Raw genomic sequence first — 25,315 nt, 5'->3', positions numbered from 1 at the left:
AAATTCCTGCCCCAGTTTGAAACCGGAGGACGTCGATAGGCGACGGCCCTAAAGAAAGGACCAGTTAGGTGACTACGGCAGTGAAGGCGAAGCATCGGCGGCAGCCGGCGCAAAAGTCGTTCTTCCAGCGTGTTGGCCTACCGGTCCTGATCATTCTCGTTGGGCTGCTGGTGCTGATGTACCCGGTGATTTCCACGCAGTGGAACAACCGCGTGCAGGAGCAGGTGGCCAAGCAGTACGAAGAGCAGCTGTCGGTCGCGCCGCCGGAGCAGATCAACCGCGCGTATGAGGCGGCAGTGGAGTACAACCGCACGCACACGGACGGTCCGATTCTGGACCCGTGGCTGGCGCGCATCAGCGAGGACAACGCCGAGTACAAGGAGTACGAGCGCCACCTTTCTGGTGTGTCGGCGATGTCGCAGCTGGCCATCCCCTCGATCGGTGTCCGTCTGCCCGTGTACCACGGCACCAGCGACAACACGCTGCAGAAGGGCTTGGGTCACCTGTACGGCTCGGCGCTGCCGACCGGCGGCAAGGGCTTCCACTCCGTGATTACGGGCCATACTGGGCTCACCACAGCGACGCTTTTCGACGACCTGATCGACGTTGAAGTCGGCGACGCGATCTATATCTCCACCTTCGGCGAGCGGCTGAAGTACCAGGTGTACGACATCGACATTGTGCTGCCGGACGAGACCGACAGCCTGCGAGCCGAGGCGAACCGCGACCTGCTCACGCTGGTGACCTGCACCCCGTACGGCATTAACACCCACCGCCTGCTGGTGCACGCGGAGCGTGTGCCCATGGATCCGGACGAGGCGCAGGTGCTCGACGAGTCCACCTCCACCCTCCAGTGGTGGATGTGGGTCCTCGGCGGCGTGGCGCTGCTGGTGCTGTTGACCCTGATCTGGTGGCTCATCCGCGAGAAGAAGAAAAGCGACCGCAAGGACGCCATGAATAGAGAGGCCCTGTCCTAATGCGCACTTCGAAGTTTGTAGCGGCACTCGGCGCGGCGTCGGTGCTGGTGTACGGGCTTGGCGGGTTTACCGCAGACGCCAAGGTGATCAGCGGCAACGACCGCAACATCCCGGCCGCAAGCGTGGATTCCGCCCGACCGATCTCGCTAGTAGTGAAGAAGACCGCCGCCAACCCCTTCGACGACGTACCGGCAGGGGAGAAGCCCCCGGCAGTCGCCGGCGCGACCTTCACGTTGTCACAGGTGAAGGGTATCGACGTCACCACAGACGAAGGCCGCGAGGGGGCAAAGCAGTTGTCGCTTGCCGACGCTAAAGCCAAAGGCCTTACCCGAGTAGCCACCGCTACTACAGGCGAGACCGGCACAGCAGGTTTTGACGACCTCAAGCCCGGCCTATACGTGCTGGAGGAAAGTGCGCCGAACGACGGCCGCGAGTACCACGTGTCGAGCCCCCAGCTGATCATCCTCCCGCTGGCGGACGTGCGCGGCATCGAGTTCAAGTACGACAACGTCGTGGTGACGAAGTGGGGTGGCGGTGAAGGTCATGAACCTCCGACATCCACCCCGACCCCTCCGCCGTCCACCTCCACGAGCACGGAGCGCACGACCGAGCGCACCACGGACAGGACGACAGAGCGCACAACCGACAGGACCACGGAAACGTCCTCGGAGCGCACGACGGTGTTCACCCCGGTGGAGTCCACCATCACCTCCACGATGCCCAACGGCTCGACCACGGTGATCACCACCCGGCCGTCCACCTACGTGACTACGCAGCCCAACGGCTCTGTCACCACGGTGACGCAGCCGCCGTCAGATAAACAACGCAGCGGCGACCTGGCCTCCACCGGCGCGAATGTCCTGTGGGCGGCAGGCCTGGGCGGCCTGCTGATCCTGGTCGGGTTCTTCCTGGCCCGACGCAGCAAAAACGAAGAGCAATCACGGTAAGACAGCGGATTTAGGAAAACGATTATGCGAAACATTTTGAAGCCTGCAGCGCGAACTGCGAGCTCGCGCGCACGTCGCTCGGTCCGCGGCGTCGCTGCCGTGGTTGCCTCCGTGGCACTCGCCGCCGGTCTGGGTTCGTACCCGGTGGACGCGCAGGAGACCAGCGCCGAAACCACGACGAGTGCGACGGCCGAGACCGTAGCTTCCACCACGACTGCGGCAGAGACAGCTACTTCTTCTCAAACGTCTTCCGAGGTGCCTAAGCCGGTCGTGGTTGAGCCGAACTCTGTGACGGTTGAGCGTGAAGACGATGTCGACCACATCACCATCCGCGACACCGACGACAACCCCTGGGACTCCGGCCGCAAGGCTTCCGACGAGTACATCTGGGGCGTGAAGCGCACCGGCGACGGCGACATAACCCGCATCGTGAAAGTTGTCGCTGACGGCGAAGAGCTGGACCCGCAGTACTTCGGCTACGTCAACGGCGAGGACTTTGACGTCATCGGTATCGACGAGGACGCTTTCTGGACAATTCCGCCGATGAAGCTCGAGATCGAGGTCGAAACCACCGAGGCCGGCGAGTATGCGATTGCAGAACCGGAAGAGGTGCCGACGGCACGCGAACTTTCGGAAACCGGGTACGGCCGCACCGACCAGGCCGCCGCCACCGTGAATCCGGAGGGCGTGGGCATGGCGCGTGCCGCGGCACCTGGAAACATTCCTGGGGTTCCGGGTGAACAAGATCAGGAGCTGAACCTGTCGTCTCCGAAAGCGGAGTGGGTCAATAGCAATCCACAGCTTCAGTTCAAGGTGAACGAGAGCGGATCTTGGCGGATGACCAGGTTTGCCATCAAGAAAGACAAGAATGACACGAACTCGAAGGATATTACGGGGCCTGTTCGCATTCAGGTGATCCGTGATGGAGCTGTTGTCTCCGACCGCACAATCGATCCGGAAAAAATCTTTTGGGGGAAAAATGCGAAAGGAAAGTCATACGACACAGAGTTTCAGTTGATCCCCGACACGATGGATCTGTTCGTTCAGGGAGGTGACACTGTCATTCTTAACCCCGTTGGCCCGCCAAACGGAACTTACCGGGTCCAAATGTGGGGGCAGGACTTGGACAATGAGCCACAAGACCATGATGTAACTGTGATCGGAGAGGGCATTCCGGTCTCTGATCCGAAGACGGTTGGTTCCAATCCGTACGAGACAACTTTCAACATCGGGTCGCGATCCAACTTCTCGAGCGCGAAGGTCACGTTAAGCCCCTCTGTTCGTCTCGAGGACGTGTTTCTCTCTGTGCCGATTGAAGCAGCAGACGGCGTTCGACTCGAGCACGAGGTCAAAACGTTTTCGGATCGTGTGGAGATCACGTGGTATCCCACTAAAAACGGGGTGCGTGTCGATTCGGTCGTCGTGCCGGCTGGATCGACTGCAACACTTCGTACCTCGTACAGGTCCCAGCCCACGAGGGAAGAGCTCCTAGCGCTGAAAGGCAGTGCCGCAGACCCAATTGAAACTGGTTCGCGCCTGCCGATTGCCCCAATTGAGGAAAGCGACGTACCTCCTATCACTAGCCCGGGGGATCGTTGTGTACACCGCGACACTAGCCCAGTGCAGCGTAAGCCTCGTCGAGAACTTACTCAGGCCGAGGAGGATTACGGGTTTAGACGCTATATCGTTGCCAGCCCAGTAAGTACGGGGTCGCGAATCTCATCTCAGCTCTATCTGTTGGTAGATGGCGAGGACGGACGAATGCAAACGCATGAGGTCGGTCCGAAGTCGGGCTGGGTGTACAACGCCCTAGCTTTCAATAAAAACGACAATTATCTCTACGCGATCAGTGAGCCCCGCTACTACACCAACAATGGCTATGTTGATGATCCCTGTTTCCGGGCGGGCCACTTGCTGCAGATTGATCCCTACACTGGTGAAGTATTCGACTTGGGTAAAGTCAGCGGTTTCCAAGGGCAATTACCAGAGAATAAGAACTCCAATGTTGCGAATGACCTCGGCAGTGGTGTGAACTCTGGTTCCTTCGATGAAGGAGGAAACTATTGGGTCTCTGCCTCGTCGAATTGGGGCACTGGCATGCTTTACCGGATTGACCTCGACAGGAAAACAGCTTCCACAAATGCGAAGCTCCAGAATGCAGATTCAAGCCAGCCATTTGCGGAAAAGACCCCGTATCGCACCGTTTCTGAGGATCTAGTCAGCTTGCCAGGTGCTCCGGGGTACCTCTGGGGGTTGCAGAGTAGTTGGGCAAACCCGAGTGAGCCGGGCCGAGTATTCCTCGAGCGGGTCAGCACTAACGGTGAATCGGCTGTCAGGATAGATATAACCAATATGCTAGTACCGGGCACGCAGCAGACCGTAGGCGAGTTCATGGGCGCTGCACCCAACAAGTTTCATGTGTTTGGGCAGGCGTGGTTGGAGAAGGACGGGTCGATGGCTTTTGGCCTAGGTGGAGGATCGGTAAGCGCTGGCACACATGAAGCACAGGTTCTAAAGCTTAAGGTTGAAAACGCTTCGGCATCCTATTCTGACCGCAAGAAGATCGCGGTCAAGATAACTGGAACCTCCTGGGGTCCAGTTTCGTACAACACAGATGGCACGTCAGCCCAAGCTATCGAGAACCCTCGTCCGCCGGTTGAGCCGAACATCACTAAGCGAGCAATTGGAGCGGCAGAAAAGCTCAATGACGGCACGTACCGAGTCAAATACTTGGTGGAGGTTCAAAACCCAGACACTTCTCGTGACGCTACCTACCGGCGAGTAATTGACCAACCTGCAGTTCCATCGGGTGTTTCGATTTTGAAGGCATCGTGGGTAAAAACTGACGAGTTTGGTTCTGAAGGTCGAAGGATCCAGCAAAGCGGAAGCGGGCCGTTTGTGCTTTCCGAGCAAGACATCATTCGTCCTCGAGGAGCGACAGAAGCCGGTCGCTCTAGCAGTGGATCTCACTCGTTTGAACTGGAAATGATCGTGGCTATTGAAGATTCGGTCACCGCTCCAGAGAGTGAGGTATGTAGTGTTAATTCAGGATTTATTTTTAACGCTGCAACCGTCGGCTCGAAGACTGCTACCGCGTGCGTGCCTCCTCCAGAAAATGCGTCTGAAACCGTAAAGCTCCATCTCGTAAAGGTGTCGAAGGATACGTTTGATCACGGAGACATTGCTGGCGCTCTGATTGAGGGTGCTGAGTTTGAGCTTCACGAGGTCTCGGATGTATCTGAGCAAACCGGTGAGTCAACGGTTCTGCAGTTTGACCCAGAATCAAACAAATTCTCTACGGAAGAGCTGACACCAGGGCGGTATCGTCTGGTCGAAACGAAGGCGCCGAAAGATGTAGACGGCCGGTCATACAGCCTTCTTGTTGCACCGATTGAGTTCGAGATAAGGATTGTGAAGGAAAACGGTCACTCCAAAGTTCAGGTCGATTTTGATAGCGGAGAGATAATGGCTCGCCAGATTCCGACTGAAGATTCACCTGGGCAGTGGAATTTGAGCTCATCAGATGCCGTCATTGCGGTTGCCAACGTCCGTCAGGGCGATCTGCCGAAGACCGGTGGCATGGGTGTCCAGCTCCCGATCCTGTTCGGCAGCGCGCTCATCGCCGCGGGTGCGCTGATGGGCAGGCGCAAGGTCGCAGCCTAAGCGCTGGAGCTCGCTCTAAACGCGCACCGAAAGGGCCCGGCTCAATCGAGATCGATTGGGACGGGTCCTTTTGTTGCGCGAGACCTTTGTTAGCAGCGGCCCGGGACGAGTTCGCGCTGCGGGATCTCTCAGGTGGCGCTAATTTTTGACGCATGATGTCCCGCCGCGCACTCGCCGTCACCACCGCTGCCCTCCTCGCCACAGCCACCACCGTCGCCGTTCCCGCGGGCGCTGCCCAGCCGGAGGCGTTCCCCGAATCCACCCGCCCGTACCTGTACTTCCAGAGCTTCGACGGGGTGGACAACCCCGCCCACTTCACGCACGACCTGCCTAAAGGCTGGTCGCAGGACGTCGACGGCGTGACCTCGGGCGAGGCCCGCTGGAACGGCTGGACCATCTCGGACGTGCGCCACTGGACCTGGGCAGCCGGCACCGACCAGCGCCACTACTTCACTCAGGGGCACGACCAGTTTGCCATCATCGATTCGAAGCAGCAGCGCCTTGCCGAGCGTGACTCCATGGACGCGCGCATGACCACCGAACCGATCGACATCGCCGGCCAGAGCAAGGTCGCCCTCGAGTTCGACCAGCACTACCGGCAGGGCAAGAAGGGGCAAACCGCACAGGTTGCGGTGGGGTTCGATGGTGGGGAACCGGAGGTCGTCGATAGGCTAGCTAGCAACCGCTACTCCTCCCACGAGTACTTCGAGCTCGACGTGCCGGAAGGCGCCAAGACGATGCAGGTGACGTTTAGCTACCTCGGCGGCAACGACGACTACTGGTGGGCCGTGGACAACGTCGCGGTGCGCGCGCCGTTCACCCAGGCCGCGGAGAAGCCGGAAACCGTCATTGATGTCATCTCCGATACGCAGGACGACCCGGAAGACTTCAAGCTGGCCGTGCGGCGCCTCAACGCCATGCAGGAGAAGGCAAGCGCGCTGGTGATCAACGGCGATCTGGTGGATAACGGCAGCCAGGAGCAGTGGGACAAGTTCCTCGCCGCGCGCAAGGAGGTCCCGCATGATTCGGGCGTGGAGCTGTGGACCATCGGTAACCACGAGATGTACGGCAAGGAAACCTCGGAGGTGCACATGCAGCGCTTCCTCAAATACTCCGGGCAAGACAAACCGTGGAACGAGGTAGTGGTGGACGGCACGCCGCTGATCTCCATCAACACGGAGTACTACTCGGACGTTGACCGCGACGGCAAGGAGCCGTTCCAGCGCATCTCCGCCGAGCAGCTGCAGTGGCTGGACGAGCGCCTCGCGCACTGGGACAAGCAAGGCGTGACCGCGCTGGTGTTTACGCACCCGCTGCTGCCGGGGACGGTGTCCATGAGCCATTCCGCCTGGTACCAGAACGATTTCGAGGACGAGCAGGCCATCTCGGATGTGCTGTCCAAGTACAACGACATCGTGGCGTTTACCAGCCACTCGCATTCCTCGCTGAAGCAGAACAACTGGTGGGGCACCAGGCGTTACGACGGCACCCCGCAAGGCGCCATCGGCTTCCCCGTGGTGAACACCGGCGCGATCCTCAACGAGTACCTGCCGGACGGTGACCACGACGAGGAGATCGTGGCCCGGCCAACCCCGGGGGGAGGCGAAGATGCTCAAGTACCAGGACTTTGCCAAGCAGCACCGCCTGTCGACGCCTCCGGTACAGTCCCCATCAGATCCCACCCCGGAGGCAGAAGCTGATTCCGTTTCGGTGGGCGAGGACAGGCGCGTGTCGACGCAAATAAAAAGCCCGCCTCCGAAGAGGACGGGGGAATTATATGGCCTATTTTACCTGTCGGCGGCAGTTTGTCAACACTAAAGCTCAGCGCCGTCGGGGTCGCTTTCACCAAAGGGCGGGTTTCGAAGCAGTCCCAACGGTTGTAGGCATCTGAGACCGGCTGAAAAGCGTTTGGTTCAAAAAGCTGAACCAGTCTCCTTTACTCGGGTCGTTGCCTTTCGTTAACGAATAGTGCGGCCGGGTAGGGAAGGGGTTCACTACACCAATCGGAATTTTTCCGCGCGCAACCTCCACCGGTAGCGACAAGTCCGAGTCGTTAGAGAAAACGATTGCTCCATCGATCCGGCCCTCGAAAGTGTCTTTGAGGAGGTGCGTAGCCAGGTTGACGTCGCTCCCCTTTTCTTCACTATGGAAATGAGAAACCATGAATCGAGCCGATGGAACTGGGTTTCCTAGTTGGTCTTGAATCATGAGTGGCCACTGGGAAGTTACAACCTCCGGGCTTCCAGAAGCGCCAATGGTAGCGAGTGGGGACTGCTTAACACGAGCAACGTAGTGGCCGAGCTCTAGAAGATCGATGTGGTTGCCTCCGTCAATGGCATTGATGAAAGCCAGCTGGTCGTAATACGCCTGATGGTCTCTGTCTTGCGAAATTTTCGCCGTGCAGAACACCACGCGATCGATGGAACAACCCTCCCAAATCGATTGGATATCTGGTGTCGCGTGTGGCCCCGACAAGAAAGCTTGCAGCGTGTTAGTAGCCAGGTTCCGTGGCGAAAACCACTTCCAACCAGCAGCACCCGGTCCGAACTGCTTCTTCCCTCCGTAATAGACGTTAAAGCCATCGAAGTAGACACCAACCGATAAGCCAGCCATTTCATCCCCCTCAATTAGAGCTAGTGCCGAACATCATAGCTGCTGAAAGTGGTTTTCGGTGGTGGGTGCCTAAAATACCAGCTGGTCCAGGAAACGCAGCGCACGTTCCGACTTCGGCGCGGCGAAGAACTCATCCGGCGGGGCGATCTCAACAATCCTGCCGGCGCCCATGAATGCAACCCGGTCGGCGACCGCGCGGGCGAACGCCATCTCGTGGGTGACCACCAGCATGGTCATGCCGTCCTCAGCCAGCCCAACCACCACCTCCAGGACTTGGGAGGTCCGTCGCCCCATCCAACCGGGAGGGGTACGACGTAGCATCACATTCTGGGCGGTCCGTGGTTGGGCCTTTGGTCGTTGTCAGACTTGTGACTCTTGGGTGGGTGTTGTAGACCGGCAAAGATCAGCCGACGACGAGCACGCGCCCGAGAGGATACCTGTCCGAGGTTAAGAACTGGATGCCCCTCGATCAAGTGCATTGGGATCATCCTGGCTCGCAAGGCGGGTTGTATTTCTCCCTACCGAATCCGGGGCGTACCGTTGAATAATGTCTATGACCGAGTCGCACTATCGAGCACAGCGAGAGCGCCGTACTTGCGCGTGCTTGCCGTTGGTGCGATCGCTGGGGCGTTCATGCAGCTCGTAGCCTTGCTCGTCACCCCGGGGGTGGAAGAGGCGGCGCCGGTGGGCGTCGAGAAGCCAGCGCCCGCTCCCGCGCCGGACGGGCAGATCATTGTCCCGGATGGGCGACCGGTGGAAATGTACATACCGGCCATCGGGCTAGTTGCCGGGTTCGAGCAGGGGGAGCTGCAGGCTTGTTGATGGCCTGCTAGACCCCGCGACTCTGAACCTAGCCTGCGCTTACACTGCGCCGGATCGCCCCTACCGCCTGCCCGGATCAAACGACGAAGGTATCGTTGTCATCGCGGGACACGCGGGTGCCGGGACTGACGCGGTTTTCGACCCGTTGTATAACCAGACGCGGATCACCACAATGTTCAAGTTGGTGACGTGATGTAAATCCGCACGGAGACGTCCGGGGAACACTGGCTCAAGTACACCGTGAGCGATTTGCATAGCCCGGAGAAGGCACGCCTGTCTCAGGACGTCTCGATCTGAGGCGAGGGCCCCAACCCGGGTCGGTTGCTCACGATCAGCTGCATTCAACCTGCGTTTGCGCCGTCTGTAAGAAATGCGGTGGTGGGTGGCAATTTGCTGGCGTCGCGGGGCCAGGCGCGGAACTACCGGCTCCTCTATTACCGCCAGAGAATTGAATTCGTAAAGGCGGGTAGCTGCGTCCCGATGTAGTACTGCTCACTGTTATCGACGTGCTGGACGAGCGGCTCGCGCACTGGGATAAGCAAGGCGTGACCGCGCTGGTGTTCACGCACCCGCTGCTGCCGGGGACCGTATCCATGAGCCATTCCGCCTGGTACCAGAACGATTTCGAGGACGAGCAGGCCATCTCCGACGTGCTGTCGAAGTACAACGACGTAGTCGCGTTCACCAGTCACTCGCATTCCTCGCTGAAGCAGAACAACTGGTGGGGCACCAGGCGTTGCGACGGCACCCCGCAAGGCGCCATCGGCTTGCCCGTAGTCAACACCGGCGCGATCCTCAACGAGTACCTGCCGGACGGCGACCACGACGAGGAGATCGTGGACGACAAGGCTGCCACGGGTCTGCGCGTGAAGGTCTACGACGACCGCATCCGCGTCGAGGCCTGGGACTTCAAGGACGGCCACGGTCCGGCCAACCCCGAGGGGGAGGCGAAAATGATCAAGTACCAGGACTTAGCCAAGCAGTACCGCCTATCAACGCCTACGGTGCAGCCCCCGGCAGAGCCCACCCCGGAGACAGATGCTGATTCAGTTTCGGCGGAGGGATCCTCTGCCGGAGCGAAGGCCGCCCTGGTCATCGGCATCGTGGCCGCGCTCGGCGGCGCCTTCGCGTTTATCGCCTCGCAGTTTGGCGACCAGCTGCGCGGGTTGCTCCCGGCTCCGATCGCGGGGCTCCGGTAGCGCTGAGTTAGAATACACGGCTGCGCGTCGACGCCGCGTTTGTTAGGGTTTGACCCGACATCAAGGGGGAATGGTGGGGAAACGGAAACGGTTGAAAATGCGCGAAGTGTCTACACCGCGGCTTTCGTCCGACGCATCGCACTCGGTCGAGTTCTTCATGCGTCCGAACAACGGTGCAGTTCCATCACTTGAAACGTTTGCTACCTGGCCAAATAAAGCAGCGAGGAAGCTCTTACCTGTCCTCGCTGCTGTAGCAGAGGCTCCTCCGACAAAGTTCGCTGGTGGTGGCAAGTGGGAAGCAATGCATGGCACCTGCACTGGGATGTACGAGGTGAGGGCGAGGATCGACGGTGTGCACTACCGATTGTTCTGCGTGTTAGATGTGTTTGCGGAGAACGTAGACCGGCCACTGTTAACAGTTATCGACGCAGATTCGAAGCCGAATGGCGAGGTATTCGCGGAGAGCCGTTATGTGGAATTAAGTGCACTTCGCGACGAATACTTCAGGCCCGACGATTACGGTCGGCCAGTCCGATCTCTTGCCCCAGCAAGCCTGGTTGCGCGCTATATCTCGCGGACCTAAACCTACGAATTTGTTTCTAAGCGTTCAATATCAGGTTCTAGCGTGAGACGTAGATTGACAGACGCTGCCAAGTCCGCGAGCGTACCAACAGTTGGATTCACTTCGCGTCCAGACGAGGTAAGCAATCGGCGAACGGAAGAGTACGGGATGCCGGAAACCTGAGCCATGCGCTTTTTGGTGAGTCCCAGATTTTCGCGGTGCTCCTCAATCGTGTTGACGATCCGGTCGTAGGTTTGGATCCGTTTCAGCTCACGCTCATAAGCTTCAGCGAACGCTGGGTCCTTCTCTGTTTGTGCCCGCAGCAGTGCGTTGAATGTATCGCTCACAGGACTCCCCCTTCTTGTCACGGTTTGTATCATTTATGGTACAGAAGTTGACGGTCTAGGGCAACGGCTTGGCATGCTTCGGGCCGGCACTGACGCGCCCACGCTCGAGCCTCCCACCGCCGAGGCCCCGCGCCGGACCGCTTGATTCCGCTGTGGGTGCAGCAGTGGGGACTAGAAAGGCGCAGCGGCGTGTACCCCGGGCTACATCAGGTCGCATCTGCGTTGGACGGTGAGGACTGGTTGCTCGTAGGCGGGGCAATGACCCAGCTGCATTGCACCTTAAATGATGTTGGCTACGGAAGATCCACGGAAGACGTGGACGTCGTCGTTGATCCGATGAACCATTCGACGCTGGTCGGCGTGGCGGAAGCGGTCAGCGCGGCACATACGGTCAGGTTGCCTAACGTCTGGTCCGCCCTTGCGATGAAGGGCCATGCCCTTCGGCTCCCCGATGCGAACCGGGAGCGCCATGTCCAAGATGCGCTCGCCTTACTCGCGTGCGCGGATAGAACTGAGGCGAAACGAGAGCTGACAAAATCTGAACGCGCTGGGGTAAACAAGATCCTCTCCAGCTCGTACCTGTCCGCGGTTGAGAATTGGATGCCCCTTGATCAGACGCATTGGGGCGAGGCGCTGCAAGAGATGAGACGATTACGGCCCCAGGGGGTCATCCCGGTACCACCGCTGCTCCAGACCGAGATGCCACTCGGACGATGAAGAAAACACAACCGCCCTAGGTTTCCGGCCTCTCACCCCGCGCACTACGATCGCACCCACACCGAACCGGGAAGGAGGCCTGTCATGGCGGCTCGCCATTCCCACGCGCCACGGCGCGGCGGGTCCGTGGTTGGACCTTTGGTCGTCGTTACGCTGGCTGCACTTGGGTGGGTGCTCTGGACCGACAACCAACCCGACGAGCCCCCGACTCCGCCGCCCGCCGCCGAGGCCCCCGCGCCCGCGCCGCAGGCGGATCCGCCGTATATCGCGGCGAGCCGCCCGGTGGAGATGTACATCCCCTCGATTGGTCTGGACGCGGGGTTCGAGCCGAACGACTGCCGCGCGATTGACGGTGCGATCAACCCCGCGACGCTCAACCTTGCGTGCGCGTACACCGCGCCGGACCGCCCGTACTCGCTGCCGGGCTCGAACGCGGAGGACATCGTGGTCATCGCGGGCCATACGGGCTCGGGGGTGGAGGCGGTCTTTGACAAGCTTTACGACGGCTCCGCCGACCACCACAACGTCCGCATCGGCGACGTGCTGTACCTGCGCACGGAGACCTCCGGCGAGGCGTGGCTGAAGTACACGGCGACGGATTTGCATGACCCGGTGAAGGCGGCGCTGAGCAGTGATACCTCGATCTGGGGGGAGGGGGCGACGCCTGGGAGGTTGTTAACGATTAGCTGCATCCAGCCGCCGTTCTATCAGCAGTCGGTGCGAAATGCCGTCGTGGGCTGGCAATTCCAGGGGGTCGTGGGGCCGATCGAGGGGGCGATGGGGCCCGCGCCCGCGGTTCCTCGGGGCTGAGAAAGGTGCCCCTATAAGCGGGGATTGTTGTAACACAAGTTACGTAAGGGGTGGATGTTACATACGCTCGCAGGTGCTGCGAAGCACGTAGTTGTAACGTGGCCCCGTCCCTATGGCGATCTGTCATAAGGGTGGGGCAAACCGAGAACGCGAAAGTGAAGGAGCAGAACAATGCGTATGAACAAGACTGCAATCGCACTGACCACCGCGGCGGCCCTGGGTGTGGGTATCATGCCGGCCGCGAACGCGCAGGAGGGATCGCGCGTGAACGACCCGTCGATCCAGCGCGCGGGCGACTCCGCGAACGACGCCGGCACCAGCATCTTCGGTAACGGCACGGGTGAAGGCGAAGCGAACGTGCCGGGCAACCGGCCGGCGGATCCGGTCGAGGGTGTCTTCCCGGGCCAGCCTCAGCCGGGCTCTGAGCCGACCCAGTCCAACTCGTTCGGCACGAAGGAACCGTCGTCGCCGGTAGAGTCGCCGAAGCCGTCCTCGACTAAGACGCCGGAGACGAACACTCACACCACGACCACGACCTCGACGGCCCCGGCAACGAACACGGCCACGGCCACCACCACCTCCACCATGGACCCGGAAAAGAAGCGCGCCATCATCCTCGGCTCACTCGGTGCGGTTGCGGGCCTGGGCCTGATCATCGCGGGCGTGCGCTACTTCGTGAACAAGGACGGCGACCTGGTCAAGGACCAGAACCGCGTGAACGAGCCGGCCTCCCCGGAGGAGAAGGCCGAGTCCGACCGTCTGAAGCGCGAGCACGGCGACGAGATCGCTAACCAGGTCGCGGCCAAGGGCGGCGTGAACAACGCGGGCACCGGCAACGCTGGCACGGCCGGTACCGGTAACGCTGCCGCCAACAACGGCACCGCCGCCAATGGCGAGCGTGGCATGAGCGCCTCCACCGGCGTGACCAAGCTGCCGGCCGGCCTGGTCGCCCTGCTCATCCTCTCGATCGTCGGCGCCGCGGGCTACGCCTTCACCCGCCGCCAGACGGTCTAGTTCGGGCCTGCCCTAGCAACTTCAGTCGGCCCCGCTCTGCGATTCGTCGCAGGGCGGGCTTTCCATTTGCGCCGAGACGATATGTGTGTACACTGTGCGTACAAACTAGAGGGGAGTGTCAACGTGACAGTGAAAGACCGCCGACTGAATCTGCGGACCACGGCGCTGCAGGATGATCGGCTGCGGCAAGCAGCAGAGGCGATGAACAAATCCGTTTCAGAGTTCGTGCTGGAGAGTGCGGTGGAGCGGGCGGAAATGGTGCTCGCTGATCAGCGCTGGTTTGTTCTGAGTGAGGAGAATTTCTCGCGGGTCGAGCAGTTGCTGGAGCGCCCGGCGGATCTGGCCAAGCTTGCTGAACTGTTTGCCGCGGATAGCCCGTTTGGAAAGGAATTCGACTTTGGCCGGTGACGGTGTCCTCAAGGCACCGAGAAAACTGGAGAGGGTCGACGAACGGGCGTCGTTTCGGTGTGGAGTCGACTCGTTGGATGTCTGGTTTCACCGGTATGCCCTGCAAAACCAACGAGTGAAAAATTGCGTCGTGTACGTCTCCACGTGGAACGAGCGAGTGGCCGGCTACTACGCAATCTGCACGGGGGGTTTGGACAAGCTTACCGCGCCGGGCAGCTTTGCGCATCGGCGTCCGGACCCGATTCCGGTGATTATCCTCGCTCGTCTTGCCGTGGACGGGAACGCCCAAGGCCGGGGAGTGGGCAAGGCGCTTCTGCGGGACGCGTTGGCGCGGTGTTTTACGGCTGCGGAGGTAATCGGCGTAGCTGCAGTCGTAGTCCACGCTTTGGACCAGCAGGCGAAAGACTTCTACCTTCGGCACGCCGACTTTCAGGAGCTGCCAGGAGAGCCATTGCACTTGCTACTGCCGATGAAAGGGATCGAGCGGTTTGTACGCGAGTAGCCCCTACCGCGGCTCCACGGGGTTGCCCTGCCACACTGTCATCGCCGGCACCTCGTCGCCACGCATGACCAGCGAGCCCGGTCCGACGGTCGCGCCGGCGCCGATCACGGAGCCTGGCAGCGACACCGAGTGCGGCCCCAGGGTGGCGGACTCGAGTATGCGCACCGTGTCCAGGGACATCACGCGGTCCTGGAACAGGTGCGTCTGCACCACCGTGCCTGGGCCCACAGAGGCCCCGCGGCCCACCACGCACAGGTCCGTTTCCGGGAACCAGTAGGACTCGATCCACGCGCCGCGGCCGACGCACACACCGAGCGCGCGCAGCGCCAGGTTCATCTCCCCCGCGCCGGACGCCCAGTTGAAGAACCACGGCGCGGCCACGACCTCGATGAACTGGTCCTGCAGTTCGTTGAGCCACACGAACCAGGAGTACAGCGGGTGCTCGCCCGCGCGGTGCCGGCCCACGAGCACCCACTTCGCCACCACGGCGGACAGCACGGCGAGCACGCCCACCGCCATCCAGACCAGGCCGCCGAGCAGGTACGCCCAGAAGCCGACGCGCTGCAACAGCGAAACCACAGCAGCCGCGAACACCGCCGCCAGCACCGCCTGCGTCATCGGAGCGAGCAGGCGCAGGGTCTCCACGAGGCCGCGCTTGCGCATGAGCGCGCGCGAGGGGGCGTAGGTCGCCTCGCCAGCGGCCTCGACCTCGACGCGGCGCATGCGCTCCGGCGGCGAGCCCCACCAGTTCGACCCGGCCTTCGACTTCTTCGGGCTTGCGGAGAGCACCGCCACCAGCGACTGCTTCGCCAGCTTGCGCCCGGGCGCGACCATGCCGGAGTTGCCCACGAAGCTGCGTTTGCCCACCACGGAGCGGTCGGTACGGATCCAGCCGCCGCCGAGTTCGTAGGTGGCCACCATGGTGTCGTCGGCAAGAAACGCCCCGTCGCGCACCTCCGTGAGCTTCGGCACCATCACGGCCGTGGACACCTCCGCGCGCTCGCCGATGGTCGCGCCCAGCGAGCGCAGCCACACCGGCGTGGCCAGCCCGGCGTAGATGGGGAAGTAGCGGGTGCGGGCGTCGTCCATGAGCCGCGTGACCGTCCATAGGCCCCAGCCGCGCACGCTGCGCACGGGGAACACGCCGGGCTTCACGCTTATCGACGCCACCCTCACGGCCACCCACGTCAACCCCAGACCGATCCCGAAGTACACCAGCCCGCCCACCGGCGCGAACACGAGCAGGCCCCAGACCGACGACGTGTGCGCGAGCGGCGCGAGCCCGAGCGCCGCCGCCGCGCCCGCGATCGCCGCCACGGCCGGCAGCAGCGCCAGGACCAGCGACGTCAGGCCGTAGCCCAACGCCCAGAGCGGACGGCGCGGCGGGCGCTCGTCGGGGAAGCGGTGCTTCGAACGGCCCACCTTGCGCGCGGGGGAGCCGGCCCAGCGCGCGCCCTTCTTCACCGGCTTGTCGCCGGTAACCGTGGAGCCGGCCTCCACGTGCGCGCCGGCGCGGATCTCCGTGCCGGGCATGAGCGTGGAGCGCGCGCCGACTCGGGCGTCCTCGCCGATGACCACGGTGCCCACGTGGAGCTCGTCGCCGTCGAGCCACGCGCCGGCAAGGTCCACGCCCGGCTCGATCGCCGCGCCCTCGCCCACGGTGAGCAGGCCGGTGACTGGCGCGAACGTGTGCATGTCCACGCCCCGCGCCACGGTGTTGCCCAGCAGGCGCGCGGTCACCTTCGCCGCGTTGGCGCTGGAGATGTTTAGCGCGCCGGACGCGGCCAACCAGCGCTCGGCTGCCCACAGGCGCAGGTGCTTCATGCCGCCGCGCTTGTACACCCCGGGGGCCACGCGCCCGCGGATCGCCCGCGCGCCGAGCGCCCCAATGGGGATGCGCCCGAGCGGGGTGCACAGGACGACGAACGCCACCGCCAGCCACGCCCAGTTCAGCTGCGTCAGCCCGAGCACGTTCGCGGCCACGGCCACCCAGGTCACCGCGGTGGCGGCCTTGAGCGTCATCACCGGCACCATAAGTAAGGTCTGGGCGATTCTCGTGCCGGCGCGCACGGGCCGGACGGTGCGGTCGCGGGTGGTGGTGCGGTTGGTGAGCGTGAGCTCGTCGATAAGCGAGGCGAGCGTCTCCAACCTGGGGTGGTCGTAGAGGTCGCGCACCGCGATGGTGGGGACGCGCTCGCGCAGGCGCGTGACCAGCGACGCTGCGGCGAGCGAGGATCCGCCGAGCTCGAAGAAGTCCGCGTCCTTGCCCGGCACGTCGAGGCCGAGGACGGCGACCCACTGCTCGGCGACCCACGTTTCGGTTGGCGTGAGCCCGACCGCGTCGATGCTGGCGGGCAGTGGCCACGGCAGCGCCTTTTTGTCCACCTTGCCGGACGTGCGGATGGGCAGCTCGTCCATGACGTGCAGTCGCGGGACGAGCGCGGCCGGCATGACCTCCGCGAGGCGCTCGCGCATCTGCTGGACGTCGAGGTCCGCGCCGTCGTTGGGCGAGACGTAGCCGACTAGGACCTTGTCGCCGGCGGGCAGCGTCTGCACCGCGACGGCGGAGTTGTACACCCCGTCGAGCGCCGCGACGTTCGCCTCGACCTCGCCGAGCTCGATGCGGCGCCCGCCGATCTTCACCTGGTCGTCCGCGCGGCCGACGAAGGCGAGGCCCTGGTCGGTGAGCTTGACGTGGTCGCCGGTGCGGTAGGCGCGCTGCCAGTCGCCGCGCGGGGCGTACTTCTCCCTGTCCTTCTCGGGGTCGAGGTAGCGCGCGAGGCCGACGCCGCCGATGATGAGCTCTCCTTGCTCTTCCTCGCTGTTGCTTGCAACGGCGAGATCCCAGCCGTCGAGCGGCCAGCCGATGGTCACCGGCTCGCCGGGTTTGAGCCGCTTCGCGCTGGCCACGACGGTCGCCTCCGTCGGCCCGTACGTGTTCCACATCTCGCGCCCGTCGGCGAGGCGGTCCGTGAGCTCCTGCGAGCAGGCCTCACCGCCCACGATGAGCAGGCGAATGTTGTCCAGCGCCTCCTTCGGCCACAGCCCGGCGAGTGTCGGCACGGTGGAGACGACCGTGATGTCGCGGCGGATCAGCCACGGGCCCAGGTCCTGGCCGCTGCGCACGAGTGCGCGCGGCGCCGGCACGAGGCACGCGCCGTGGCGCCACGCCAGCCACATCTCCTCGCAGCTCGCGTCGAACGCCACGGACAGGCCCGCCAGCACGCGGTCCTCCGGGCCGAGCGGGTTGTCCTGGCAGAACAGGCGCGCCTCCGCGTCCACGAACGCCGCCGCCGAACGGTGCGTCACCGCCACGCCCTTCGGCTTGCCCGTCGAGCCCGAGGTGAAGATGATCCAGCAGTCGTGGTCCGGCGTGACCTCGCCGAGCTGGGTTGGCGCCGCCGGCTTGAGCACCCGCAGCCCGTCGTCGGTCCAGATCGCGTCGACGTCCGCCTCGCCGAAGACGGTCTCGGCGCGCTCGTCTGGGTCGTCCGCGTCCACCGGCACGTACGCGCAGCCCGCGCGCATCGTGGACAGGATGGCGAGGTAGAGCTCCTTGCTTCCCGACGTCATCCTGACCCCCACGCGCCCCCCATCCGGCACGCCCTGGGCGCGCATGTCCGCGGCGCGACGTTCGATCTCGTCCACGAGCTCCGCGTAGGTGAGCACGCCGTCCTCGGTGTCGCCCGCGCTGGCGCTTGTGCCTGCGCTTGCGCCGCCGTCGTCGATCGCCGCCGCGTCGGGGTGGGCGGCGGCGGTGGCCCGGAGGACGTCGATAAGCGTCCGCTCGGGCGGGGCGAGATGGCTGCGTAGCAGGGGGTGGGTGCGTGTGTCTGGCGTGGGCTGAGACATGCCGATAAGGCTAGCGAGCTGCGCCGTCGACGCAAATCGTGGGCGGTTCCAACGGTTTGTGCGCGCCCAGCATTGCCGCTTGGACGCGTTGCCAGCTGGAAATAGCTCGAAAGGGCAGGGCCGGGGGTCGGGGCAGGGGCGCCGACGCCACAGTTACCGAGCGGGCGCGGCCAAACGCTGCTACGGTAGCCACGACGCTTCGGGGGAGGCGACAGAACAGGGGGAATAATGGATCAGGCAGGGCTGGTTGGGCTGTTGGTGGGCCGTGGGGACGTCGAGAAGCAGGCGTGCCTCAAGCTCTCCGCGACGCGGTTCATCCCGGTGGAGGCGTGGGCGGGGCTGCAGCGCCACGAGCAGGAGTTTTTGCGCTGCTACGCCGCGGGAGTGGCCGCGCACAAGTCGGTGCTCGTGGGGCGCTCGGCGGCGCGCGCGACCGGGATGTGGGTGCTGCGCAAGGAGCCGGAGCTCGTCGAGCTCGCGCAGCGCGGCGGCCACCCGCCGTCGAAGTCGCAGTGGCCCGACGGGGTGGTCTACCGCAACGTGCCGGTCCCGGACATCGACGTCTTGGAGGCGGAGCTCGCAGGGCACCTTCGCTTCACGACGCCCTCCCGGACCGCCATCGACATCGCCCGATTCCACGGCGTGCGCGACGGCGTCGTGGCGATGGACGGTCTGTTTCATGGGAAGACGCCCATCGCCCAGCACACAGCGCGGGCCGGCCTCGCCGAGACAATGGAGCGCCTCGCCGGCAAGAACGGCATCGGGCTGGCGCGCCGGGCGTTCGAGCTGTGTTCCGAGAAATCCGAGTCGCCCTTTGAGACGCTCTTCCGCATCATCCTGGCAGAGCACGGGATTGTGGTGCTGGAGCAGATGTGGATCGGGAAACGGTTCCGCGTGGATCTGCTGTGGGGGACGCTGGTCATCGAGATCGACGGGTACATCAAGTTCGAGGACATGCCCCACGCCGAGGTGATGAAGATGACCCGGCGCGAGAACTGGATCAAGGAGCAGGGCTACGAGGTGCTGCACCTGTTTCCCATCGAGATCCTCACCGACGAGGCGGAGTGCGTGCGCCGCGTTCGCGCCGCCAAGGCCCGGGCGGATAACCGCGGGCCGGTGGCGGTGCCGGCGACGTCGCGCCGCCCGTAGCTGGCGCTGGCGCGGGCGCTGGCGGCGGGGTGGCGCTGGCGCTGGCGGCCCAGGCTGCTCGGACGGCCCAAACGGCCAAATCCAGCTACTAAGACCCAGCTAATCGCGTCAGGGGGGATGCGGTCTTTTTGTTGGAGTGCGTTTTGGGGGACTTTGTCTCGTTGTTATGCACTCAGTGCCTTGCGGTGCTCGGCGATGGTGGTGTAGCCCTCGCCGAGTGTCGACTTCAATCGTGTGTTGATGTAGAAGTCGATGTAGGAATCAATATAGTCGCGCATTTGCGCCACCGTCATCGTCGACACCACAGGCCTGCCTTTGAGCAGTTCTTGTTTCATCGTGCCGAAGAAGCCTTCGGTGCGCGCGTTGTCGCCGCTGGTGGCTTTGCGCGACAGTGACGGGATGTATCGCCACCGGTTGCCGCACCATGTATCGGCCTGGCAGTCGGGGCAATCCAAGATGTTGTGGGTGTGGTCGGTAATCAGACTGACCCAGCGTTCACTGCGGTAGAGCCCACCACGATCGGAATGGATGATCGGTTGTGCCTCGTCGGGTTTTACCTCGTCGATTCGCGCGATCATCTCGGCGACCAAGTCGTGGTTCGGTGATGTTGACATGGTCACCGCAATCGGCATCCCGTCGTAGAAATCGATCGCTGCCGACAGAAACAATTTGCCGTCTGGGCAGTGGATTTCGGTGACGTCGGTGCCGATTTTCTCCCACGGGGCATCCGCGTGGAAATCGTGGGTCAGCCCCTGAGCGTCGGCGTGGTCGATGAAGTACTGCGACGGTGCAACAACCGGCCGGGCCACATCCACATCCGCATCCCCATCATCGTCACTGTTGTCGGTTGGGGCGATCAGCAGCAGGTTCGCGGGTTTGTGGTCGGTTTCACCGGTGTAGGAGGAGTATTTGCCCGACGCTTTCGCCGGCGGGCGGCACCCAAGCTCTTCCATGAGGGTACGCACGATCTTTTCCGACACTGTATGCCCCATGATCTTCAGCCAGGCGTGGATGCGCCGGTAGCCGTAGCTTTGCCCGGATTCGGCTGCTGCCTGCAAGATCAGCGGTTTGAGTGCAGCGCGGCGCTGTTCGCGCTGGTGCACCACCTTCGTGTGGGTGTGTCGGTGGTAGTAAAACGTCGACTGCGCAATCCCGACAACCGCGCATGCTTTGGCGATGGAAAACCCGTGGGCGTCCGTGAGGGCAACCACCACTGCGGCTTTCGCCGCGGTGGACAGTTCCCCGTCACGGACGTCGTCTTTTCCCCGCGACTCACCGCCACGGACGTTGCCTTTTCCCTGCGGCTCACCGTCGCTCATGAGCACTTGGATAATGGCGTCTTTGACTGTTTCCCGGTCGCGCATCTCGACAACGAGCTTTTTCAGCTCGTCCATGTCACTGGGTAAATCAGCGATGTCGTCTATCGGTCCAGGCCCTGGCAGCCACTCGTTGACTGGCCGGGGTGGCCTTTTCGCATCGGCTGCTTCATCGACTCGCTGCTGTTGATGGTTGCGTTGGACTTTGCGGTGTTTGCTCACGCGTTCCATTGTCGCCGCAAACGCCTCGTCGAAGGTCATCGACGCTGCCGAATCGCGGTCGTCATCGTCTGGCCAGTACCGCTTCGTCCAGGTCAGTGCTGCGGTGTCGTTGACATCGAACTCCACGGCAATCTCACGCACCGTCGCCTGCGAGGTCAACCTGCGTGCTACAACCTTCGCGATGGTCTCAGCGTCGTAGGCGCGTCGCGTGCCATCAAAGGACTGGCCGCGGCGTTTGGCCGCAACCCAGTTGCCGACCGTGTCCACTGATGGTCGGCGACCACATACGTCTTCAGCCCAGTCGCAGACCTCACGGGCAGACGCCCCAGCCAAAAACCTCTCAACCGCACCATCGCGGATATCAGATGGAAACCCTGCGGGCATTGGAATACCTTCCAGCCCCCAACACTCCAACTTTTTGTCCGCGCTCCCGGAGGCCGATTAGCTGGGTCTTAGTAGCTGGATCTGCGGAAGAAGGGGCGGAGAAGGGGCGGAAGAAGGGGCGGTAGAGGGGCGGGAAAGGCGGGATAGAGGCGAAAAACGCGCACCAGGCACCCCACCCCCGCCCTAGTCCTCGCCCTCGAGCGCCTGGGACAGCTTCTTCAGGCTCTTGAGCTGCTTGTTCGAGGACGCCTCGAGTGCGCGGCTCTCGGCGTTCGCGACGTCCTCGGCGAGTTTGGTCAGCGCCTTCGAGCCTTTCTTCGTCGCGGCGACGATCTGGCGGCGGCGGTCGTCGGGGTCGCGCTCGCGGGTGACCCACCCGTGCTTCTCCAGGGAGTCGATGATGCGGACCATGTCGGAGGCGTCGATGAGCAGGAGCTCGGACAGCTGCCGCTGCGACATCGGTTCGCCGTCCACGCAGGTGAGGATCCAGAACTCGCGCATCGTGGAGTCCTGCTTCGCTAGCGTCCGCTCGACCTCGTCCTTCGTGTGCCGGCGGACGCGCTCGATCTGGAAGTGGGGCGACTTCGCCAGCGCGCTGGGCAGTTCGGGAAGCGTCGACATACGGCCCATCTTACGTACCTGCGGTCGCCCAACTGTTGGGGCGTCCTATTTTTCGTGCGGCAGGCCCGCCTCCACCCACGCGGTGGTACCCCCGGTCACGTTGTGCACCCCGTCCCAGCCGTGCGCCTGCTCGAGGTACTCGCCGGCCTGGGCGCTGCGCCCGCCGGACTTGCAGATGAGGTAAATGTCCTGGTCGGGATCGATTTCGCCGGCCCGGGCCACGAACTCGGACAGCGGGATGTTCGTCGCGCCGGCCGCGCGGACGGCGGCGTACTCGTCGGGCTCGCGGACGTCGATGAGCTGGGCGCCGGCGGGGACTTCGGTAACGGAGACGTGCTTCATGGCTCGTATGATAACCGCCGTGAAGTACCACATCCGCCGCATTGTGGCGCTGCTGCTCATCGTCCTGCTTCTTCGCGCGTTGCTTCACGACGACCATTCGGCCCCCTCCGAGCCAGAAACCCCGACGGGGGAAACGACGTCGGCGCAGGCGGAGCCCCGTCGTCACGCTGCTGCAACTATCGGCGCCTCGCGCCCGGAGGAGATGGTGGTGCCCGCGATCGGGCTGCGGGCGACGTTCGAGGGCGCCGACTGCCGTGTGGTCAACGGCGCGATCGACCCGAAGACGATGGATAAGGCGTGCGCGCTCACCGGCGAGGGCTACCCGTACTCGCTGCCCGGCACTGACGCGCAGGACATCGTGGTGGTGGCGGGGCATACGGGCGCGGGGGTGAGCGCGGTATTTAACAAGCTTTACGACGGCAAGAACGAACGCCACAACATCGGCATCGGCGAGCACCTTTACCTGCGCACCGCGTCCTCCGGCGACGACTGGCTGCAGTACCGCGCGACCGACCTGCACGACCCGCAGAAGGGGACGCTGGCGGCGGACACCTCAATCTGGGGCACCGGGCCGATGCCGGGGCGGCTGCTGACCATCAGCTGCATCCAGCCGGCCAACCCGCTCGCGGACTCCGTGCGCAACGCCGTGGTGGGCTGGCAGCTCGTGGGCACGGTGACGGGGGAGCAGGTGGAGAAGGCGTTCCAGCCGCGCTAGCTGCGCGTTTGCTGATTCGTGGCAGGAGTTTTCCAAAAAGTCTCAAGTTTTTCTTGAGACTTGTGTGAATCGTGTCTACTGTTGTGGCGTAACCTTCCACCTGAGGTTGAGACTTTTCCCGATTGGAGCCCCACATGAAGCGCACCACCCGTTCCCTGACCGCCGCCGTCATGGCCGGCGCCATCGCCCTCGCCGCAACCCCGGCCGCCCACGCGGAGACCCTCCCGCCGGAGGTCAGCGCCGCGTGGAAGGGTGACCTCCCGGCCGCGTACACCGACGCCGCGGGCAACTACTTCGTCCTGCGCGGCACCGAGTACGTGAAGAAGGAGCTGCCCGCCACCACCGCCGAGATCGAGGCCGCGCCGCGCCTGGTGCAGAGGGAGGACGGCACGTACGCCCTCGAGGTCGGCGTCAACGCGCAGCCGGCCAACCCGGCCGAGGCCACCGCGATCTCCGACCTCACCGGTAACTCCACTGCGAGCGTCACCGTCGATACGTCCGGCAACCTCCCGGTCGATGTGACGATCAAGCAGACCGGCGAGACCAACACCGGCACCGCGGCCCAGGCCCCGGTGCGCGACGCGAAGTGCGTTGACAAGGCCCAGGGCGACCAGGCCCGGAAGGAAACGACCTGGTACGCCACGAAGGATGGCAAGCACTACGTTTCGGACAAGGCGCTTGTCGACGCCGAAACGTTGCCGAACGACCCGGCCAAGGTGCGCACCCTCGAGTCCGTGCAGCAGGACTGCGTCTTCGTCGAGGGTGCCGCCGGCAAGAACGGTGCCGCGGCCACGGCCACCACGACCGCCGAGGCCGCCGCGCAGCTCTCCGGCGGCGCCATCGCCGCGATCGCCGCTGCCGCCGTCGGCTTGCCGATCGTGCTCGCCGGCGTGACCTACTTCCTTAACCAGGACGGCCAGACCCTCGTGGGCTCCTCGGACCGCGTCCACCAGGAGCCGACGCAGCAGGAGAAGGCCGAGTCTGACCGCCTGCGCGCGCAGCACGCCGACGAGATCGCCGCCCAGGAGGCCGCCGCGGCCACCCGCGGTGTCGAGGCGGAGACCGGCTCGAACACCCTGGCCCGCACCCTCTTCGCGCTCGTGCTCGCGCTCGCCCTGGGCGCCGCCGCGTTCGTCGCTGGCCGCCGTTTCCTCGTCTAAGCCTGAGCGCTTGCCCTTCGCCCTCCCCGCCGCACGCGCGGGGAGGGCGTTTCTTGTGCAGAAACTTGCGTGACTTAAGTGAACATTGTGCAGGAAGTGTGTAGACTCTCAACCAGTACTCGAGACTTCCTTTACCGAGCGTCCCAGGAGGCCGCCATGAACCGCCGCATCGCACACGCCGCCGTTGCCGCTACCGCCGCCGTCGCGCTGACCGCCGCGCCGGCCGTCACCGCTTCCGCGCAGGAGAGCCTGCCCGCGCAGACGCAGGACTCGCGCGGCGACACCTACTACCTCAACCAGGAGGGCACCTACTACGTTCGCACCCTGCAGGAGGCGGCCAAGCCCTACGCGCAGCTCGACTCCGCGCAGCAGGAAAAGGCCGTCGCCGTGCTGGACGCCGCCGTGGCAGGGTTGATCGGCACGGGCGTCATCCGCGACCAGCCCGCCGACCAGCCGACGGGCGCAACGCCGGCACCGGCCACGACCACCGCGACCGCGACCACCGCGACCGCGACCACCGCCACCACCGCCAGCCCCGACCCGGCGACGACGGCGAAGGCCCCCGAGCAGGCCGTCGGCACCTCGGACGTCGACCCCTCTAACCCGGCGCCGGTGGCCGCCGGCCTGGTGAAGTTCCCGCCGGTTCTCGTGCTCGCGGGCACCACGTACTACCTGAACAAGGACGGCCACACCTTCGTTGCCGACATCTCGCGGGTGAACGCGGATGTCACGCCGGAGGAGACCGCGCAGTCCGAGGCGCTCGTGCAGGCCAACGCGGGTGAGGTGGGCAAGCAGGGGCTTGAGGCGGCGCGTGCTGGGGGCGAAGCTGACGTCGCTACGCCGTATGCCGCCGCTCGTGGCCTCGAGGCCGAGACCGGCTCCAACACGCTCGTCCGCGCGCTGTTCGCGCTTGTGCTGGCCGGCGCGCTCGGGGCGGCATTCTTCGGCTTCGCGCGCCGCCGCCTCGTGTAGC

At 63.9% G+C, this 25,315-nt stretch carries 21 protein-coding genes; 14 read left to right on the top strand and 7 right to left on the bottom strand.

Features of this window, described 5'->3' with window-relative positions:
- Positions 1-68: 68 nt before the first annotated feature.
- From CJEDD_RS10610 to CJEDD_RS10595, 4 genes are all read left to right on the top strand, one after another.
- Positions 69-977, top strand: coding sequence for a class C sortase (locus tag CJEDD_RS10610; protein ID WP_042406039.1), 909 nt, complete (start codon positions 69-71; stop codon positions 975-977).
- Positions 977-1,924, top strand: coding sequence for a SpaA isopeptide-forming pilin-related protein (locus tag CJEDD_RS10605; protein ID WP_052333743.1), 948 nt, complete (start codon positions 977-979; stop codon positions 1,922-1,924). Before CJEDD_RS10610 ends, CJEDD_RS10605 begins: the two co-directional genes overlap by 1 nt.
- Before the next feature lie 111 nt (positions 1,925-2,035).
- Complete coding sequence (locus CJEDD_RS10600) at positions 2,036-5,587, top strand: DUF6923 family protein (RefSeq protein WP_198132970.1); 3,552 nt, start codon at positions 2,036-2,038, stop codon at positions 5,585-5,587.
- A 152-nt stretch (positions 5,588-5,739) separates the two neighbouring features.
- Positions 5,740-7,287, top strand: coding sequence for a metallophosphoesterase family protein (locus tag CJEDD_RS10595; protein WP_052333744.1), 1,548 nt, complete (start codon positions 5,740-5,742; stop codon positions 7,285-7,287).
- Positions 7,288-7,429: 142 nt separating this feature from the next.
- Here CJEDD_RS10595 and CJEDD_RS10590 read toward each other — a convergent pair whose 3' ends face one another.
- Positions 7,430-8,200, bottom strand: coding sequence for a PIN domain-containing protein (locus CJEDD_RS10590; RefSeq protein ID WP_074432491.1), 771 nt, complete (start codon positions 8,198-8,200; stop codon positions 7,430-7,432).
- A gap of 69 nt (positions 8,201-8,269) precedes the next feature.
- Positions 8,270-8,494, bottom strand: coding sequence for an ATP-binding cassette domain-containing protein (locus tag CJEDD_RS10585; protein ID WP_042406045.1), 225 nt, complete (start codon positions 8,492-8,494; stop codon positions 8,270-8,272).
- A gap of 1,034 nt (positions 8,495-9,528) precedes the next feature.
- Between CJEDD_RS10585 and CJEDD_RS10580 the strand changes: the two genes are divergently transcribed.
- Positions 9,529-10,221 (top strand): hypothetical protein, encoded by a 693-nt coding sequence (locus CJEDD_RS10580; protein ID WP_042406048.1) that lies wholly within the window; start codon positions 9,529-9,531, stop codon positions 10,219-10,221.
- Positions 10,222-10,806: 585 nt separating this feature from the next.
- Here the strand turns inward: CJEDD_RS10580 and CJEDD_RS10575 are convergent.
- Positions 10,807-11,130 carry a helix-turn-helix domain-containing protein gene (locus CJEDD_RS10575; RefSeq protein WP_074432493.1) on the bottom strand — a complete coding sequence of 108 codons (324 nt, stop codon included), beginning with the start codon at positions 11,128-11,130 and terminating at the stop codon, positions 10,807-10,809.
- Between the two features lie 258 nt (positions 11,131-11,388).
- Between CJEDD_RS10575 and CJEDD_RS10570 the strand changes: the two genes are divergently transcribed.
- The 5 genes from CJEDD_RS10570 (at position 11,389) to CJEDD_RS10550 (ending at position 14,581) form a co-directional block, all read left to right on the top strand.
- Entirely contained in the window at positions 11,389-11,847 is a 459-nt protein-coding gene (locus CJEDD_RS10570) for a hypothetical protein (protein WP_157034427.1), read from the top strand.
- A gap of 84 nt (positions 11,848-11,931) precedes the next feature.
- The gene (locus tag CJEDD_RS10565; protein ID WP_273657517.1) at positions 11,932-12,657 is read left to right on the top strand and encodes a sortase family protein; all 726 of its coding nucleotides are present in this window, start codon (positions 11,932-11,934) and stop codon (positions 12,655-12,657) included.
- A gap of 177 nt (positions 12,658-12,834) precedes the next feature.
- On the top strand, positions 12,835-13,671 hold the full coding sequence (locus tag CJEDD_RS10560) for a hypothetical protein (protein ID WP_042406052.1): 837 nt from the start codon (positions 12,835-12,837) through the stop codon (positions 13,669-13,671).
- A gap of 123 nt (positions 13,672-13,794) precedes the next feature.
- On the top strand, positions 13,795-14,079 hold the full coding sequence (locus CJEDD_RS10555; protein WP_198132971.1) for a type II toxin-antitoxin system TacA family antitoxin: 285 nt from the start codon (positions 13,795-13,797) through the stop codon (positions 14,077-14,079).
- Positions 14,080-14,152: 73 nt separating this feature from the next.
- Positions 14,153-14,581, top strand: a complete 429-nt coding sequence (locus tag CJEDD_RS10550) for a GNAT family N-acetyltransferase (RefSeq protein WP_198132972.1) — start codon at positions 14,153-14,155, stop codon at positions 14,579-14,581.
- 3 nt (positions 14,582-14,584) lie between these two features.
- Here CJEDD_RS10550 and CJEDD_RS10545 read toward each other — a convergent pair whose 3' ends face one another.
- Positions 14,585-18,433: a Pls/PosA family non-ribosomal peptide synthetase gene (locus CJEDD_RS10545; protein ID WP_273657516.1), complete on the bottom strand. Its 3,849-nt coding sequence runs from the start codon at positions 18,431-18,433 to the stop codon at positions 14,585-14,587.
- 228 nt (positions 18,434-18,661) lie between these two features.
- Here CJEDD_RS10545 and CJEDD_RS10540 point away from each other — a divergent pair, with 228 nt between their 5' ends.
- Positions 18,662-19,582: a PDDEXK family nuclease gene (locus tag CJEDD_RS10540; RefSeq protein WP_042410047.1), complete on the top strand. Its 921-nt coding sequence runs from the start codon at positions 18,662-18,664 to the stop codon at positions 19,580-19,582.
- A gap of 164 nt (positions 19,583-19,746) precedes the next feature.
- Here the strand turns inward: CJEDD_RS10540 and CJEDD_RS10535 are convergent, their stop codons facing one another.
- The 3 genes from CJEDD_RS10535 to CJEDD_RS10525 form a co-directional block, all read right to left on the bottom strand.
- Positions 19,747-21,504, bottom strand: a complete 1,758-nt coding sequence (locus tag CJEDD_RS10535; RefSeq protein WP_273657480.1) for an IS3 family transposase — start codon at positions 21,502-21,504, stop codon at positions 19,747-19,749.
- Between the two features lie 183 nt (positions 21,505-21,687).
- Entirely contained in the window at positions 21,688-22,125 is a 438-nt protein-coding gene (locus tag CJEDD_RS10530; protein ID WP_042407415.1) for a MarR family winged helix-turn-helix transcriptional regulator, read from the bottom strand.
- A 45-nt stretch (positions 22,126-22,170) separates the two neighbouring features.
- Complete coding sequence (locus tag CJEDD_RS10525; protein WP_042407418.1) at positions 22,171-22,467, bottom strand: rhodanese-like domain-containing protein; 297 nt, start codon at positions 22,465-22,467, stop codon at positions 22,171-22,173.
- 19 nt (positions 22,468-22,486) lie between these two features.
- On the opposite strand from CJEDD_RS10525, the gene CJEDD_RS10520 reads away from it, so the two are divergent.
- From CJEDD_RS10520 to CJEDD_RS10510, 3 genes are all read left to right on the top strand, one after another.
- Positions 22,487-23,182, top strand: a complete 696-nt coding sequence (locus CJEDD_RS10520; protein WP_157034474.1) for a sortase family protein — start codon at positions 22,487-22,489, stop codon at positions 23,180-23,182.
- A 134-nt stretch (positions 23,183-23,316) separates the two neighbouring features.
- On the top strand, positions 23,317-24,342 hold the full coding sequence (locus tag CJEDD_RS10515; RefSeq protein ID WP_052333795.1) for a hypothetical protein: 1,026 nt from the start codon (positions 23,317-23,319) through the stop codon (positions 24,340-24,342).
- A gap of 156 nt (positions 24,343-24,498) precedes the next feature.
- Entirely contained in the window at positions 24,499-25,314 is an 816-nt protein-coding gene (locus CJEDD_RS10510) for a hypothetical protein (protein ID WP_052333796.1), read from the top strand.
- Position 25,315: the final 1 nt, after the last annotated feature.

Origin of the sequence: Corynebacterium jeddahense (genome assembly GCF_028609865.1) — a bacterium.
Lineage (GTDB): Bacteria > Actinomycetota > Actinomycetes > Mycobacteriales > Mycobacteriaceae > Corynebacterium > Corynebacterium jeddahense.
Note: the sequence above shows the minus strand (reverse complement) of the source record. Positions and strands in the feature narration are given on the sequence as shown.